The organism is Bacillus sp. 3G2 (genome assembly GCF_044324725.1).
GTDB lineage: Bacteria > Bacillota > Bacilli > Bacillales > Bacillaceae_G > Bacillus_A > Bacillus_A mobilis.
This window is the reverse complement of the sequence record NZ_CP172246.1, coordinates 701,710-718,465: the sequence shown is the minus strand read 5'-3', so window position 1 is coordinate 718,465 and position 16,756 is coordinate 701,710. Positions and strand designations below refer to the sequence as shown.

The 16,756-nt window shown below is 34.4% G+C and carries 14 protein-coding genes and 1 pseudogene; 5 read left to right on the top strand and 10 right to left on the bottom strand.

Going from position 1 to position 16,756, the window contains the following annotated elements:
• Nucleotides 1–153: 153 nt before the first annotated feature.
• On the top strand, nt 154–1,701 hold the full coding sequence (locus tag ACHZK0_RS03560) for a DNA-binding protein (protein ID WP_395761162.1): 1,548 nt from the start codon (nt 154–156) through the stop codon (nt 1,699–1,701).
• A gap of 35 nt (nt 1,702–1,736) precedes the next feature.
• Here ACHZK0_RS03560 and ACHZK0_RS03555 read toward each other — a convergent pair whose 3' ends face one another.
• Both ACHZK0_RS03555 and brnQ1 read right to left on the bottom strand, forming a co-directional pair.
• Nucleotides 1,737–3,452 carry a DUF2339 domain-containing protein gene (locus ACHZK0_RS03555; protein WP_395761161.1) on the bottom strand — a complete coding sequence of 572 codons (1,716 nt, stop codon included), beginning with the start codon at nt 3,450–3,452 and terminating at the stop codon, nt 1,737–1,739.
• A gap of 138 nt (nt 3,453–3,590) precedes the next feature.
• On the bottom strand, nt 3,591–4,892 hold the full coding sequence (gene brnQ1, locus ACHZK0_RS03550; protein WP_395761160.1) for a branched-chain amino acid transport system II carrier protein BrnQ1: 1,302 nt from the start codon (nt 4,890–4,892) through the stop codon (nt 3,591–3,593).
• Nucleotides 4,893–5,144: 252 nt separating this feature from the next.
• Here brnQ1 and ACHZK0_RS03545 point away from each other — a divergent pair, with 252 nt between their 5' ends.
• Nucleotides 5,145–6,530: a peptide MFS transporter gene (locus tag ACHZK0_RS03545; RefSeq protein WP_000443151.1), complete on the top strand. Its 1,386-nt coding sequence runs from the start codon at nt 5,145–5,147 to the stop codon at nt 6,528–6,530.
• 32 nt (nt 6,531–6,562) lie between these two features.
• Here the strand turns inward: ACHZK0_RS03545 and ACHZK0_RS03540 are convergent, their stop codons facing one another.
• The 4 genes from ACHZK0_RS03540 to ACHZK0_RS03525 all read right to left on the bottom strand — a co-directional run bounded on the left by ACHZK0_RS03540 (nt 6,563) and on the right by ACHZK0_RS03525 (nt 9,374).
• Nucleotides 6,563–7,195, bottom strand: coding sequence for a class A sortase (locus ACHZK0_RS03540; RefSeq protein ID WP_071721043.1), 633 nt, complete (start codon nt 7,193–7,195; stop codon nt 6,563–6,565).
• Between the two features lie 116 nt (nt 7,196–7,311).
• Nucleotides 7,312–7,785 (bottom strand): RNA polymerase, encoded by a 474-nt coding sequence (locus ACHZK0_RS03535; protein ID WP_071721041.1) that lies wholly within the window; start codon nt 7,783–7,785, stop codon nt 7,312–7,314.
• Nucleotides 7,778–7,996 (bottom strand): helix-turn-helix transcriptional regulator, encoded by a 219-nt coding sequence (locus tag ACHZK0_RS03530; protein ID WP_262741559.1) that lies wholly within the window; start codon nt 7,994–7,996, stop codon nt 7,778–7,780. The genes ACHZK0_RS03535 and ACHZK0_RS03530 overlap by 8 nt, the downstream gene beginning before the upstream one ends.
• A gap of 112 nt (nt 7,997–8,108) precedes the next feature.
• A complete protein-coding gene (locus ACHZK0_RS03525) occupies nt 8,109–9,374 on the bottom strand; it encodes a 3D domain-containing protein (RefSeq protein WP_270342008.1) in 1,266 nt (421 codons plus the stop codon).
• 646 nt (nt 9,375–10,020) lie between these two features.
• Between ACHZK0_RS03525 and ACHZK0_RS03520 the strand changes: the two are divergent.
• Nucleotides 10,021–10,539 (top strand): annotated as a pseudogene (locus ACHZK0_RS03520) (methyl-accepting chemotaxis protein); the annotation flags it as partial.
• Between the two features lie 132 nt (nt 10,540–10,671).
• A complete protein-coding gene (locus ACHZK0_RS03515) occupies nt 10,672–11,484 on the top strand; it encodes an undecaprenyl-diphosphate phosphatase (RefSeq protein ID WP_262741562.1) in 813 nt (270 codons plus the stop codon).
• Between the two features lie 116 nt (nt 11,485–11,600).
• Here the strand turns inward: ACHZK0_RS03515 and ACHZK0_RS03510 are convergent, their stop codons facing one another.
• Entirely contained in the window at nt 11,601–11,804 is a 204-nt protein-coding gene (locus ACHZK0_RS03510; protein WP_262741563.1) for a hypothetical protein, read from the bottom strand.
• A gap of 171 nt (nt 11,805–11,975) precedes the next feature.
• Here ACHZK0_RS03510 and ACHZK0_RS03505 point away from each other — a divergent pair, with 171 nt between their 5' ends.
• Complete coding sequence (locus tag ACHZK0_RS03505; protein ID WP_262741564.1) at nt 11,976–13,127, top strand: VanZ family protein; 1,152 nt, start codon at nt 11,976–11,978, stop codon at nt 13,125–13,127.
• 7 nt (nt 13,128–13,134) lie between these two features.
• Here the strand turns inward: ACHZK0_RS03505 and ACHZK0_RS03500 are convergent, their stop codons facing one another.
• The 3 genes from ACHZK0_RS03500 to sph all read right to left on the bottom strand — a co-directional run bounded on the left by ACHZK0_RS03500 (nt 13,135) and on the right by sph (nt 16,714).
• On the bottom strand, nt 13,135–14,448 hold the full coding sequence (locus tag ACHZK0_RS03500) for a D-arabinono-1,4-lactone oxidase (protein ID WP_395761159.1): 1,314 nt from the start codon (nt 14,446–14,448) through the stop codon (nt 13,135–13,137).
• Nucleotides 14,436–15,608 (bottom strand): amino acid deaminase/aldolase, encoded by a 1,173-nt coding sequence (locus tag ACHZK0_RS03495; RefSeq protein WP_262741566.1) that lies wholly within the window; start codon nt 15,606–15,608, stop codon nt 14,436–14,438. Before ACHZK0_RS03495 ends, ACHZK0_RS03500 begins: the two co-directional genes overlap by 13 nt.
• Nucleotides 15,609–15,718: 110 nt before the next feature.
• Nucleotides 15,719–16,714, bottom strand: a complete 996-nt coding sequence (gene sph, locus ACHZK0_RS03490; RefSeq protein ID WP_395761158.1) for a sphingomyelinase C — start codon at nt 16,712–16,714, stop codon at nt 15,719–15,721.
• Nucleotides 16,715–16,756: the final 42 nt, after the last annotated feature.

Below are 16,756 nucleotides of genomic sequence, written 5' to 3'. Positions count from 1 at the left end.
TACTTACTAGGAAGGGATTTTTTCATTATTCACACAAATATTTCTCAATTAAATTAACGATATCTTTACACTATTTAATATTTTCTATCTTTCTTTCCATAAAAAAATAGATTACATTATTAAAGCAAATATGTTTATTAGGGGGATTCTTCTATGAAGAATAAAAAATGGATTACATTTTCTTTAGCAACAGCAATTACACTAAGTATAGGAGCTTCATTCATTCCGTCTACTTATGCCGAAAGCTCAGTAGACTCAGCACCTGAAATTGCTGCAAAAGTTGTAAATCAAAATAGCGGGAAGAAAGTCTTATTCGATAATACACACGGTCAAACTGCCGGGACCGCTGACTGGGTTATCGATGGCGGCTTTTCTGACTTCGGAAACGGTATTGCCCAAAACGGATATCATGTAAAAGAACTTCGCAAATCAACACCGATTACGTATGAAGATTTAAAAGACTACAATGTATTTATCGTTCCAGAAGCTAATATTCCTTACAAGAAATCTGAACAAGATGCAATGTTACAATATGTGAAAAACGGCGGTAGTATCTTCTTTATTGCAGATCATTATAATGCAGATCGTAATAAAAATCGCTGGGACTCTTCTGAAGTATTTAATGGATATAGACGCGGCGCTTGGGATAATCCAGCAAAAGGAATGTCTAGCGAGGAAGCAAATTCACAAGCTATGCAAGGAGTAGAAAGCTCTGATTGGCTATCTGATAACTTCGGTATTCGCTTCCGCTACAATGCAATTGGTGATGTTTCCGCTAAAAATATTGTGTCACCTGAACAATCATTCGGAATTACAAAAGGTGTTTCATCTGTAGCGATGCATGCTGGTTCTACTCTAGCAATCACAAACCCAAAACTAGCAAAAGGACTTGTTTATCTTCCAGAAAACCCGTCAAAATGGAATAATGCTGTTGATAGCGGTGTTTATAACGGCGGTGGTATTGCAGAGGGTCCTTATGCTGCTATCGCTAAAGTAGGACTTGGAAAAGCTGCCTTTATCGGTGACTCTTCTCCTGTTGAGGATGCATCGCCAAAATACGTTCGTGAAGATTCTGGCCAAACAAAGAAAACTTACGATGGTTATAAAGAAGAAAACGATGCTATCTTACTAGAAAATATCGTAAATTGGCTATCGAATAAAGAAACATTTACAAGTTTAGATCAAGTAAATGGTTTACAACTTGATCTACCTACCACTTTACAAACATTTGAACAACCAAGCTTATCAACTGAGCCACAACCTGAACCTTGGAGTGCACCAAATGCAGGTTATCAATGGTTTAATACAAATACTTTTAAAGCAGGTTCATACGGTTATAACGGTGCCGTAACAGCAAACGACTACGTAGTTACACACCCTAGTACTCTACCAAACAATGAAGTGTTCCAAATCAAAATTCAAGTAAATAACTTATTACCAAACACAACATACACTAATTACTCTTTAGGTATATTCACTACTGGCGGTACACAAGTAGCAAAAGTTCAAAATACAAATGGTACTTGGCCATCTACTTTTGGATATAGCAGTGCATTTTCTTTCACAACAAACAGCTTAGGTTCCGCTGAGAAGATTGTAAATGTGCAAATCAATCCAAATACGACTGGACAAGCAACGCTTCGTCTACGCCAAAATACAACAGCGAAATACAATGAAGCTGTAATAATTGATAAGAAATAACAAAAAAGGCAATCCTCATACGGATTGCCTTCTTTTTACTTCTCTTCTTTTGAGAAAAACATCCTTGAAATAACGATACCTATACTACCTACTATTAAGAATAACACTGCCCTGATCATCATCGATACTTCTGGTAAGTCCAAAAGGAATAGCTTCCCTATCGTTACGACTAACACGACTAAGCCGGCATACAATATTTCATTCATATTTTTATTCCGTCCAAGCCAAACGGCAAATAATGCATATACCATCCATAATAACGATACAGATACGCTTATTATACTTCCATCTGTAGAAAGCACTTCACCAACTCTAGTAATTGCAATAAATACGATAACCATAAACCAATAGAGTGCTATAGAATAAACATATTTTCCAAAGCTCCTTAACACATTTTTCGCTTGTTTCATGCAGTAATAAAATGTACCTATTAAAATAATATGAGCAACGAACCCAGCTGAAATGAAATGATCAAATGGGCTAAAAATAGTCTGTATCATTCCAATCGCGTAAATCGTCGCACTAACATACAATTTCACCTGTTGTTTTACTTTAATAGCAGTCACCATACCGAGGAAACCTTGTAATAACAATACAATCGCTGCATTCACTAAACTATATTCATATAAAATCGCTAAACTAAATGCAACCATTGCGAAACCAAATAAAAGATTTGTAAATGTAGAATGTCGATTCTTCCTATATTCAAACACGAACATAATAGCGTGCACGAGTGCGCTAATCATTAATCCCCATGTTGTAAATTCATGTATTTTTGAAATGGCTAATATAAAGAAAACTGCATTCGCACTAAATATCGCCAAACGTGGTTCTACTATAAAACTTCTCTCCGTAAACATATGCCAAAATAATAGTAAGTGAATCAAACCATAAACAACTGTTAACTGTACTTGCAAACCCTCTACTAACATGGACATAATAGCAAAGAAGACGAAAAGGACAATAGCAGCAACAACATAAGAAATCATATATAAATACTGATAACGATTTTTCAACGCATACCATAACAAGCTAAGTGTTAGTATCGTCTCATATCCAAAGAAAATATAAGGATTAGGAGTCGTACTATTTAATAAGAATGGTACGAAGAAAGCTCCTACCGCTACGAAGATAGTCAGATATTCCGATTGATACCTCTTCGCTACATAAATACCTAAGATGACCCATGCAATATTACATACAAACGCAACACTTGCTGGAATAAATCCATATAAATAATGTGCTGCAAATGTCGTTAAAACTATACCCGTAATACTTCCACCTGCTAATACTAAACCCAACGCTTGCCGCTCTCGTTTAATTTGAATATCCCCTATATAATAAAAACCGATTGATAGGACAATACCAAACACAATTCGTATTGCTGGTGTTAATAATCCGGCATCTACCCCTGCTTTAAATAACCATATTACTCCAAGTAACATAATGCCAACAAATATGCGTGGTAACCAAGTTTGGCAAAACTTAATAATATTAAAGGGTTCTGGTTTAAAAGCAGATATATCTACTTGTTTTATCTCAAGTTCTTGCACAGGCTCTTTTATTGTAACTACTTTTTCTTTTTTCTTTTCCTCCATCACCGTTTCAATACATTCTTTCTTTTCCTTCCTAACATGTTGCTGAGCATTTTCTATTTCTCTTTGTTTTGCTTTCAATTCAAAAAGAGCTTCTTGCATCGTTTCAATTGTCGTTTCGAGTGCTTCTATTTTCTTATTTAAATCTTCCTTCATAAGCTCTCCCCTCACCACTGATTTTCACTCAACCTATATATTACCAATTATCTTTATCATACTCTTAGTCTATTCGTTTTCAATACTCTTTTCCCCAAAAAAGAAAGGTGTTTTCCGAAATAGGAAAACACCTCTTGCTTATTTCTTCTTATTTAAAACAATACTCACGATAACGCCAATACAAACACCTATAATAGCCGGAACAATCCATCCCACACCTTCTGTATAAAACGGAATGTATTTCAATACTAATGTCCACTGATTCATCATCACATTTTTATTGAAAATATCAATTGCACTAAATACCGCTACAATCCCGACTGTTACTGCATATACGTATGCATACTTTCCAATATACTTATGGAATAACCCTAAAATAATAAGCGTTAATGCAACTGGATAAATAAATCCAAGAATCGGTACTGATACTTTTAAAATTTGTGTTAATCCTAAATTAGCTAAAATCATACTAACAAAACTTAATATAAATGCCCAAACTTTATAAGTTACTTTCGGAAATGCACTTGCGAAAAATTGACTACAAGATGTAACAAGTCCAATTGAAACACATAAACACGCGATCGTAAAAATAAGACCTAATAAAACGACTCCACCTTGTCCAAATAACGTCGTCATCACTTGTGCTAATACATTTGCCCCATTATCAAATGTACCTAACGAACCGCTAATTGAACCAACATATCCAAGTATGACATAAATAATAGATAATAATAGTCCTGCCCCAATTCCAGCAACACTCATATATTTCGCTAAACCTTTATCATCTTCAATACCTTTTGCACGTAAAGCATTTGCAATAACAATCCCAAAAATTAAAGCTGCTAATGCATCCATCGTTAAGTATCCATCTAAAAACCCTTGGAACATAGGAGCTTGTCCATAGTTTCCAGTAGCCTCTTTCACACTACCTACTGATGTAAACATGCTCTTTATAAAGATAAGGGCAATCATACCTAATAATAACGGTGTCAAAACTTTTCCGAACAACCCCATTAATTTAGACGGTGATAAACTTAACCAGTACACAATACTAAAGAAAATAACCGTGTAACATAATAAAACTATACTTCCCGATTCTGTGAAGAACTGACCTGGTCCCATCTCAAACGCTAAACTTCCTGCACGTGGTATACCAAGTCCTGGTCCAATAAATAAATACACGAGACACGGAAAAATAATGGCGAATGAAGAATGAACTCTACCCGCTAGCGTTTGAAAACTTCCTGCTTTTGCAATCGCAATAACGCCCAATATAGGAAGACCTGTTGCTGATATAATAAAACCTACTAATGAAACCCACACATGTTCTCCTGCTTCATACCCAAGAAAAGGTGGGAATATAAGATTCCCCGCTCCAAAGAACATCGAGAATAACATAAGACTAATAAGTAAAATTTCTTTTTTCTGTAACAATTTCATTTCTTTCTCCTTCTATAATTTCATCTTTTATGAAATCAATTTCACATATAAAAAAGTGCAATAAACCGTATCCTTACAAAGAAAACATAGTCCATAGTCTAACATAAAAGAAACACCCATTCTATAGCTATATCTCTTTTCCAATTTCTTCTGAAAAATCAACCTTTATTGACTTATAATAGTTAATAAGGTAAAATATTAAATGTACAAAATTATTAACTTTGTTTTTGTTTGTGTCAGGAGGAAAATAACATGGAATCAGCGATACAACTAGAAAGAGAACAACAAAGAAAAAAGAAACATCCTCCAGGTTTATACTTACTCTTCTTTACAGAAATGTGGGAAAGATTTAGTTATTATGGATTACGAGGATTATTAACATTATATTTAACAACAGCTTTAGTAAGCGGTGGTCTTGGATTTAGTCCCGCATGGGCACTCTCTATTTACGGATTTTATACTGGAGCCTGTTATTTCACACCAATGATTGGTGGATACTTAACAGACCGGTTCCTAGGTAGACGAAAAGCGATCACAATTGGTGGTATAACAATGGCAATCGGTAACCTTACACTATTTGCCATGCAAAACCAAGTCGGCCTATACCTCGGATTAGCGCTTATTATTATCGGTAATGGATTCTTCAAACCGAATATCTCTACACTTGTTGGAGAATTATACGAAGAGAATGATCCAAAACGTGATAGTGCATTTACCATTTTCTATATGGGTATTAACGTCGGATCATTTTTAGCTCCACTCGTTTGCGGATTTTTATCAGAAAATTTATTCAAAACAACGGTTGATGGCGTCGTACATTACGGATTCCGTTACGGATTCTTAGCCGCTTCAATCGGAATGATCATTGGACAAATTTTATTTACAACACTATCAAATCGCTTCCTTGGTGATATCGGTAAAAAACCAACTCGCGATTTACAAACAACAGATGGACAACCATCAGTAGGAGATACACCGTTAACAAAAAAAGAAAAACAACGTACCGCAGTTATCGTCATTTTAACATGCTTTGTTGTCTTCTTCTGGGCTGGCTTTGAACAAGCTGGTAGTTCATTAACATTATATACAAACAAATTTGTAGACCGCTCTGTGTTCGGATGGGAAGTTCCAACATCTTGGTTCCAATCGGTCAATCCATTATTTATTATTTTACTTGCTCCAGTCATTTCGGCATTATGGGCAAAACTTGCAACTCGCAAGCGCGGGGATTTAAAAATCCCAACAAAAATGGGACTTGGTATGATCCTACTCGGTATCGGTTATATCATTCTCGTTATCGCTACATTAAAAACAGGTAGTGATGAACATAACATTACAGAAAAAGCAAACTTACTATTTATCGTCTTTACGTATCTTTTCCATACATTAGGTGAGCTATTCTTATCACCTGTTGGACTATCAATGGTCAGTGCACTTGCTCCAGTAAAACTTGCTTCTTTATTAATGGGAGTATGGTTAGCAAGCTCAGGAATCGCCAACATTTTAGGTGGACAACTGGCAAGCTTCACAACTTCACTTGGATATGCTGAAGTATTTACCGTAATCGGAGCTGTAGCAATTGTATTAGGTTGTGTTTTATTACTAATTTCTAAGAAACTAGTGAAATGGATGGATTAAAAAAAAGATGAGGGGAAATCCCCTCATCTTTTTTACTTCTTCGCCTTCGTTCCTACTAAATCACCAGCAACAACGTAACGCTTAGAATTATCCTTAACAGATACACATGTAATAAGCGTTATTTCATCTTTCCCATGATCCTCGACAACTTCCCACTTATCAGGAGTTACTTCAGATACACCAGTAACTGCATATTCATATTCGTTTTCATTATCATACAAATAAATTTTGTCACCTTTTTTTAAAGAGGCTACATCACTAAATAAAACACCTTTTTTAGACATGTTATGTCCTGCTAATGCATAATTCCCTTTTCCCATTACTTGATTTTCTTTTACCGTTGCTGCACCTGATAATAGGTTTTTCTCAGTAGAAGATTTTAAAACCGGAAGTTCTAATGAAACACTCGGGATTGAAATACGACCAATTACTTGTTTCTTATCTAATGATGCATTCGCTACTTCCGCCAAGTCTGGTTGATCAATTTTCGAAGCATCTACAAATTCCGTCTCATGTTTTTCATAATCCATCTTTTGAACAGCCTGTACATTTTCAGTCTGTTTCTTTTCAGCCTGATATCCATCATAAAATGGCTTTCCGATTAACACACCACCTACAACAAATAGAAGGATTGCTACTATACTATAAATTCTTTGCTTATTCATATACAATTCCTTTCCCTTACAAAATCTTACTCTATATAAAATGATAAGATAATATTGCTATATGTACAAGTATAAGCTGAAAAGAAACCTTCTTGCATCGGCAAGAAGGTTTCTTTTCAAGCTAATTTATTTCTGTATAGTGATACGTGGAATACTGTCATTTGAATTAAATAAATTAAATACACAACATATAAAGGATATGCCGAAATATATAAATTTGCTACAGGTGTAAATATTAATAAACCGAGTGCACAAGGTAATACAAACCATAATGATACAAATGTTGTGCGGCATGCTTTATCTGTAATATCCTTCTCACGTTCATCCTCTTGGGGAAATAATAAAGGATATAATTGCAATGATGATTTGTTATATTTCTTCTTATGCAATCTTTTAAAATACGCTAATATGATGGCTACAATAAATATTAATACAACAGGTGTCAAACTCATTGTTATTTTAGATGGTAAACTTTCATTTTTAATAACATCAGCAAACTGTATATAAAAATCATAAAACTCTACGAATGCCCAGCATGCCAATACACTGTAAAATAAATTTATAATATACGAAGCAACAATTCTATTCATCCTCTTTCCCCTCCTTATTTAAAACAAACACGTCTTCCATCTTTAAATCAAATACATCACAAATCGTAAGTGCTAATAACAGTGAAGGAACATAATCCCCTTTTTCAATTGCAGCGATTGTTTGTCTCGTCACTCCAACCTTTTCTGCTAATACACTTTGCGAAAAATTAAACCGAGCTCTTAATTCCTTCACCCTATTTAAAATGGACAAATTTACCACCTCTCATTTTCAGTGTATGCTATCCTTAACAAAATGTAAACTCAACTTAACATTGTTTTTGTAAAAAAATCCAACTTTACGTATTGTAAAGTTGGATTACGTGTTAGTTTAAAATTGTAACCTTAACATTTTTTCTGCCCCAATTACTAGACGAAGCTTTATCTGGCATTAAAACATCAATCTTGTGGCCTTTAATTGCGCCACCAGTATCTGCTGCAATTGCTTCTCCGTATCCTTCAACATATACACGAGAACCTAATGGGATAACAGATGGGTCCACCGCAATCAATTTCATTCCTGGGTTTGCAGTTAGATTATAGCCTCCCCATGCAGAATATACTTGTTGACCTGGTGCATAGCCATTTTCACCTGGATCTGCTGTATAAGCTGTTGCATGTACATAAAGTTCTTTTCCACCAGCAGTTGGCTTAGAAGGTTGTGCAGGTTCTACATTTGAATTATTATTTTTAGCTTGTGCTGGCTTACTAGCTTGCTCTTGCTTTTGCTTTTGCTGTTCAGCAACTTCTGCCTGCGCCTTAGCTAACGCTTCTTGCTCAGCCTTTGCAGCTGCTTCTGCTTTTGCACGCTCTTCTGCTGCAATTCTTGCCGCTTCTTGCTCACGAGCAATTGTTTCTTGAACTGCCTTCATATTTGACTCAATTTTAGCCTTTTCTTCTGCTGCTAAATTAAGTTGGCTTGCAATCGCATTATATTTAGCTTGAACTGTTTGCAAGTTATCTTGACGTTTTTTCAAGTTATCTTGCAACTCAGCTTGTGCTTTTGCTAATTTTTGTTTGTCTACTACTAAAGACGCTTCTTTCTCGTCAATTGCTTTCTTATCTTCTTCAATTTGACGAAGATCTTGTTCTTGTAGACGTAAAATTTCTTTATCTGCTTCTAGAATAGTAGAAACTGCGTTCATACGTTGTAAGAAATCTGCAAAGTTTTTTGACTCTACTACAACTTCTACTACTAAACTTGTATTTGAACTGTTTTGAACAGAAACCATACGTTTTCTCATAATATCCTTACGAGCAAGGACTTTATCCTCTAAAACGACAATTTCATTCTTTTTTTGCTCAATCTGCTTATGTGTTTCATCGATTTTACGTTGAATAGCAGCTTGATCCTCTTTATTTTTTGCAATTGTATTATTTAAATTATGTAGTTCGTTTTCGATACCTTGAATTTCTTTATTAACAGCTTGCTTCTCTTGCTCTTTCTTTTGCATATCTGCATCGTTTTGCTGCAATTGCTGTTGCATGTTGTTAAGTTTCTCGTCGTTTGACTCTGCTTTTACAGCGACTGTACTAGAAAGACCGATAATTCCTGCTAATACTAGACTACTGATTCGCTTAAAATAGTTCATAATCCGACTCCCTTCTTATACAGTTATACATGATTTATTTTACAGTTTGTTTACAATACCATTAAATACAGTTTATTTTTCATGACGAAAAAAAGGGAATTATGAATAAAATGTAATAGATTCTTAAATATTTAACAATTCCTATATTTAAAAATTATAAAAGATGCTAAAATCCAAATATAGAGAAAATATAACTTCTAAAGGCGGTTGAAATAAATATATGTTTACGCAAAAAAAATCACTCCAACATAAAATTGATCAATTAGAAAGTCGTATACAAGAACTAGAAGCAGAATTAAAACAAAAAGATATCGAACAACTAGAGACTATTTCTTCTATCCACGATCGTGTACAAAGCGTTGTTCAAGAACATAAACTTGTAAATAACCAGCACAATACACTCCAAAATTTAGTTCAACAATTAAGCTCATGTTTCGAAAATGTTTCAACGCGTACAACACATTCCAATGAATTGAATAATGAAATGTTACAAAAAGAACAAAGCTTAATTCAATCAATTGAAGAAATTATTGACTGTTCTAATGAAGGAAAAGAATCTGTTCATCGCTTACTTATTGTAATTAATAAATTAGGTGAACAATCTCAGCGCACGTCTAACAGTATGAATCATTTAAGTGAGCGCTCAAAAGAAATCGAGCAAATTGTAGAAGTCATCCAAAACATTGCAGCACAAACAAATTTACTTGCATTAAATGCGAGTATTGAAGCTGCGCGTGCTGGAGAGCACGGTAAAGGATTCGCTGTCGTTGCCAATGAAGTAAGAAAACTAGCGGAAAGTACAGCCGAAAGTACAAAAAACATCGGCAACTTAACGAAAAAAATTCAAGAAGAAATCGAAAAAGCATACGATAACACAAAAGATAATTTACACTTAGTCGATGAAGGTGTAGAAATGAGTGCCGATACAAACGCTAGAATTGAAAACATCTTAATTATGATTCAAACGTTACAAAGCGGTGCTACAAATGTTATTAAAGCTATTGAAAATCAAAAATCTTGTAATGATGATATATTACGTGAATTCGCTAATACACAACAAATGTTCCAAAAGTTAAATACGACTATTATGAATCATATTCATGATGCTGAGAAAGTCGATGTTCAATTAACGAAAAGTCTTGAAGAAACAGTAGTTTCTCATTAATAATAAAAATCCCTTATACTGTTATAAGGGATTTTTATTATATTTCGAATATTTATTTCTTCTCAATATTCATCCGTATCTTTGTTATAATGGACAAGTTGTTTCTTTCGACTAATAAACAAGGAGGTTATTATGGAACAATTTTACTACATTTTAAAATATTTAATTCTTGGTCTGTTCCAAGGACTAACAGAACCAATTCCGATTTCTTCAAGTGGTCACCTCGTTTTAGCACAGCATTTGCTAGGACTAAAAATAGAAGGGTTTAGCTTCGAACTACTTGTTAATTCAGCTTCATTATTAGCTGTATTACTTATTTATAGAAACGATTTAATTCGTCTAACGAAGAATGGTCTATCTTATATATTTACAAGAGCAGCAGACGCAAAATCAGATTTCTTCTTTATTATTTACCTTGTTATTGCGACCATTCCAGCAGGCGTTATTGGTGTTTTATTTAAAGACTATATCGACCAGTACTTAAAAGGCGTGAAGATGGTTGGGATTTCCCTTCTTATTACTGCTGTCGGTCTTTGGATTATTAGAAACTTGCGTGGACGTAAAAATGATGGCGACCTTTCTATGAAAGATGCAATTATCATCGGATTAGCACAAGCTTGCGCACTAATTCCTGGAATAAGCCGCTCAGGTGCAACAATCGTAGCAGCGATGTTACTTGGTATGAAGCAAGAAACAGCTCTTCGTTTCTCATTCTTACTATATATCCCTGTTAGCTTAGGTGGTTTATTACTAAGTATTACAGACATTGCAAAAGATCCAAACCTAGATACATTATTCGTACCATATGTCGTTGCATTTATCGCAACATTTATCATGACATATATTTCGTTAAAATGGTTTATGAACATTATGGCAAAAGGAAATTTAAAATATTTCTCTTTCTATTGTATTATCGTAGGTGTACTTACTCTTATTTTCTTATAAAGTGAAACTTACAAAGCGAAAAGCGAGTCATTCTATTAAACTAGGAGGACTCGCTTTTTTATACCTTTATAATGATAAAGCCCCTCTTACTTTTTTGTGCAGTAAGGGGGGCCCTTTTATGCGTATACTTTCTTTTCTTGACAATACAAACGAATAACATGTTTATTTTGTTGAAATACATCATGCGTTAGGCGGATAATAATAAAATTTCGTTTTGTTTGATTATCATGAACAAAAATCTGTTCTCCCTCCTGAAAATGCCATGCACTTTCAAAAGTTGTAATATGATCCCCACTTACAGAAAAAAGCTCATATCGCATATCTTGTACCCTCTCTCAACTAATGATAATCATAATATTCTTATATTAAATTTAGTATAACTTAATTCCATTGAAATTTGTAATTTTTCTATTTCGAAATATTTTAATTTTGTTTTAAGGTTCTTTTAACGTTATAATGATAAACGAATTTTCATTGAAAGGAGCTTCATTTTGACTGCATATTTATTTCCAATAAAAACAGCATTTATTTTATTTCCTATTTTAGCGATGTTTCTATTAATCCCTTTTTTAATATTTAATTATCGCAAATACGGTTATTTGAATAAATGGCGTTCATTTATTTTATATTCACTATTACTCTATGTATTAAATGCCTATTTTCTTGTGATTTTGCCATTACCACAAACGTATGATACTTGTAGCCTACAACCGGCTAATACACAACATATGCAACTCTCGCCATTTTATTTCATACAAGAGATTAGTAATCATACCTCGGCAATTTTAACGAAGCCAGCTACCTACTTCTATTTATTAAAGGAATCTGCGTTTTTACAAGTCGCTTTTAACGTTCTATTAACCGTTCCATTTGGTATGTACTTACGCTATTATTTCCGACGTAGCTTCTTACAAACAGTGTGTATTTCTTTTTGCCTTTCACTGTTCTTTGAATTAACACAAGTAACTGGATTATATGGTATTTATAATTGTGCCTATCGCTTATTTGATATTGATGATTTATTTTTAAACACACTAGGCGGTATAATTGGCTTTATCATTGCACCAATATTTACGTACTTCCTTCCGAAAACAAGTGAACTAGATATTCATATTGATTTAGAAACGAAACCAGTTGGATTTATTCGTCGTCTCATTGCTATGCAAATTGATTGGATTTTCTTATCTATCGTTGTACCGTTCATTAAAAACAAAGGAAATTCACTATTTATCGCTAACATCCAATCTTATACAAATGTATACGAACTTCTTTTCATTACATGTTCAGTCTTCATTTACTTTATTATCATTCCATACTTTACAAATGGAAGAACAATAGGAAAAGCATTGCTTCGGATTTACATTAAAGGCCAAGCAGAGCGTATTACACTAAAAGAATTATTCATCCGCTACGGTATATTCTATTTCATTTTAGGTGGAATTAATTATATTCTTTCGAGTAGCTCTATCTTAAATCTTAAAGAGCCTTTAGTATTAGTAGTTATATTATTATTCCAACTCGTCATTAACGGTCTATTTATTATTCATGTTTTATTACATGTATTTAGTCGTGATAAGTTACTATTTTACGAGCACATTAGTCAAACAAGAAATGCGATCATACTAAAAAAAGCTGACAAATAATACTTTGTCAGCTTTTTTTCATAATCGTAAATAATTTTTCTGTGTAAGGGTTTGAAAACATTTCTGCCTCATCTAATAACTTCCTCACCTTTAGAAACGAATGCAATTCTGGATATATATTTTGTAATTTTTCGTACGTTAACGTATGCATTTTCCCCCAATGCGGGCGGCCTTCATACTTTAGAAAAATTTTCTCCACCTCACCAAAATAAGCCGCATACTTCATACCTTTATACATATGAACAGCAATATACGCTGAATCTCTTCCATACGCTGGACTGAGCCATATATCATCGCTTTTCACATAACGGCATTCAATTGGGAAGTGCACTTTATACTTTTTCTTTTCAATAAGGTTTGAAATTTCTTCTACAACGGCCCGCATATACTTTGAAGGAACACTATACTCCATTTCATAAAATGGAACCGCACGCGATGTAGCAAATACTTCATAACTCGGACCAATTATTTTTGTATTCGGTACAGCTTTAGCCGATAATCGACTTACACCTTTACTGATAAAAGGAAACCATTTACATCCTTTAGATAACAAAGAAAACATCTTATTTTCAAGCAAATCTACCTTTAGTTTATGCCATTTTAAATCACTTTTTTTACCTGTTGTTTCATTTGTAAATTTCACTTGCACTTCATCTGAATAAGGAAAAACGAAAAATTCAAAATGACGATTCTTCTTATATTCTTCTAGCTTGTTCATTACAGTAGATAATGACTGTTTTTCACTTTCATACACAAGTGAATACGCCCTGATAACTTTCAATTTTATCTTTACAATGATACCTAGCATCCCAAGTGACAACTGAAAAGCTCTCCAATATTCCACATTCTCAGTTTCCGAACAAACTATACTCTCACCTGTAGATAAAACTGCGGTAATCTCTATAACTTGTGTTGATAAACTTCCAAAGGTAATACCCGTCCCATGAGTCCCTGTACTAATCGCTCCTGCAATAGATTGTGAATCAATATCCCCTAAATTTTCTTGTGCATAACCTTTTCCTGCAAGTAACTTCCCTAAATCATGTAACTTTGTTCCTGCCCATACTTCGGCAACCATCTTCTCTTCATCGATATTCATAATACCTTTCAATTCATCTAAAGAAACTAAAATTTCTTCCGTTTGTACAAGAGGTGTAAACGAGTGACCTGAACCAACAACACGAATTTTCTTCCCTTTTTTTTGAGCAAGTTCCACCACTTCTACTACATCTTGTATACTTTCTGGATACATCGTATAATGCGGTGTCCCTTCTACATTCCCTGTCCAATTTCTCCATTTTTGTCCCTTTATAGAAAGCATTGGCCATCCCCCCGATATGTTGAATACTCCCCAACAATCTCTCCTTCTTTCACACGATATAAAAAAGGAAAACGCTCACATAATTCTCCAGCTTTACTATGGCGAAACAAGATAGGATCTCCTATCTCTACCCGTTCCTCACCATTATAAAAAATCGGTGTTTGTACCTCTCCAGCACCTTCTAAAGCTAATAGTTTGGCGCCATTTGGCCTCCAAATCTCAGGTTCTTTATCTTTACCAATTGCGCCTGAAGCAATATATCCCCCACCTAGACAAGTGTAAATATACGGGGCTGGTTTACGTACAACTGGTAAAGCAAATCCGACAGCTGGATGAAATTGCACCTCTTTATAATAATCAAACAGCTTCGGGGCATAAAAAGCAGAGCCTATTGTAATCTCTGAAACTGAGTTATCTTGCTCGGTTGTTTTTACACTTCCTGTTCCTCCCCCATTTACAAACCTTAGTTCAATACCTAGGTTTTGTATTTCTTTTACGATATGTCCTCTTCTTTCTTTAACTTCTAACACCGATTTCTTCTTTAAATACGAAATCACTTTACTTTTCACTCGCTGATTCGGTATATGATCTCCTATCCCAGCAATTTGGGCTTCATATCCCATTACACCATCTAGTATTAAAAATGATGATTCTTTCACCCTTTTTACTATTTTCAAAGCACCTTGCACACCTTTTACCGGTGATCTGTTTACCCCAAAATGAAATTGAAAAAAACGACTACTCATATCAATATCCAAACAAACACGAAAACACCCTTTAGACTTCTCAGCAATTTTTTCTAAATAAACAATATGGTCTTCACAATCCACCATACAAGTTATAATGAGCCCTTGCTTTGTTAGCAAACTTATTTCATGTAAAGCTCTTTCATCATAAGCAGGATATCCGAGTAATAAATCATTGAATCCTTGTGCAATTAAAAATAAAGCCTCCCTAGGTGAGAAACACATAATACCTTGAAATCGATCATTTGCTGCTAAAATCTTTTGCATAACCGGAACAGAACGTAACGATTTACTCGCTATACGAATCTTCTTATTTCCACTTAATTCTATAATCGATTGAATATTTCTATCTAAAGCCACTTCATCCAAAAATGCACACGGTAATGGAACTTCTTTAAAAATTCCTCGATCCACAATTTTTCTCTCCTCTTCTCAACATGTCTTATACATATTGGAAAGAAAGTTGGAATTTCCTCTACAAAATAAAAAAGTTTCTTCCTATTTAAGAAGAAACTTTTTTAGGACTACTTCATAGAAATAGTTGCCTCTACTGGATAATGATCAGAATAATCATCATACGTATATTTTTTGAGCCATGATGTAACAGTCCACTGTGGAGATTTCGGTTGTAATACTTTATTCTCTATAAATGATGGATTCGCATGATCTTTACTTGCAATAATATAATCTAAATACTCGGCAGGGCTATCAGGGAAATTATATTTTGCAATACTGTTTGTCGTCGCATCCCAAGTTGCTGTATGTCCTGTATAAGATGGAATAGAAGCGTGCAATGTTTTGAACATGGATGCGTACTCTGAATCACTATTGTTCTCTGCATTTACTTTGTTCACGTTCATATCACCACCAAATAAGACGTACTCGTCATTTGGTATATTCTTATTTTTTATAAAATCTTGAATTTCTTTTAGCTGATTTGTACGTACAGATGCAGGGGAAGTTTTTCCGCACATACTATCTTCAGCCTGCAAATGCGTCCCAATTACATGAACGAAACGATCATTTTTCTTGATTTTCGTGTATACAAATCCTTTATTTGATAAATTATCTGGGCCGCATCCTTTTGCAAATACATATTGAATCTTCTCAACGATCGGCCATTTACTCACGATTGCAACGCCCCCATCTTCAGGCGTTGAAGATGAATAGCTGCCTAACGTTTTATCCCATTCATTTCCGTTACTACGACCTAATACCGCTGTTTGATTTGGATATTCTTTCTTCAAATTCCCTAACAAACGATCTGATGCGCTATTATCAAACACTTCATTTAATATAACTACATCCTGATTCTTTATATAATCCGCTGCCCCAATTAAATCAGCACGCTCGCTTTGTCCCCAGTTCGGATATAAGTTTGTTGATAGCATGTACACGTTATGCGTCATCACTTTCAAAGTGTTATTTTGATTTGTAGCCGCTTGAGCCAAGGATCCACTATATAAAGCCGATAAACCGACTCCGACGCTAAGTATACTTTTTAGCAATTTCCTTCTCACGTTTCATACCTCCATGTGTATAGTGATAAAAAGGCCAAATGC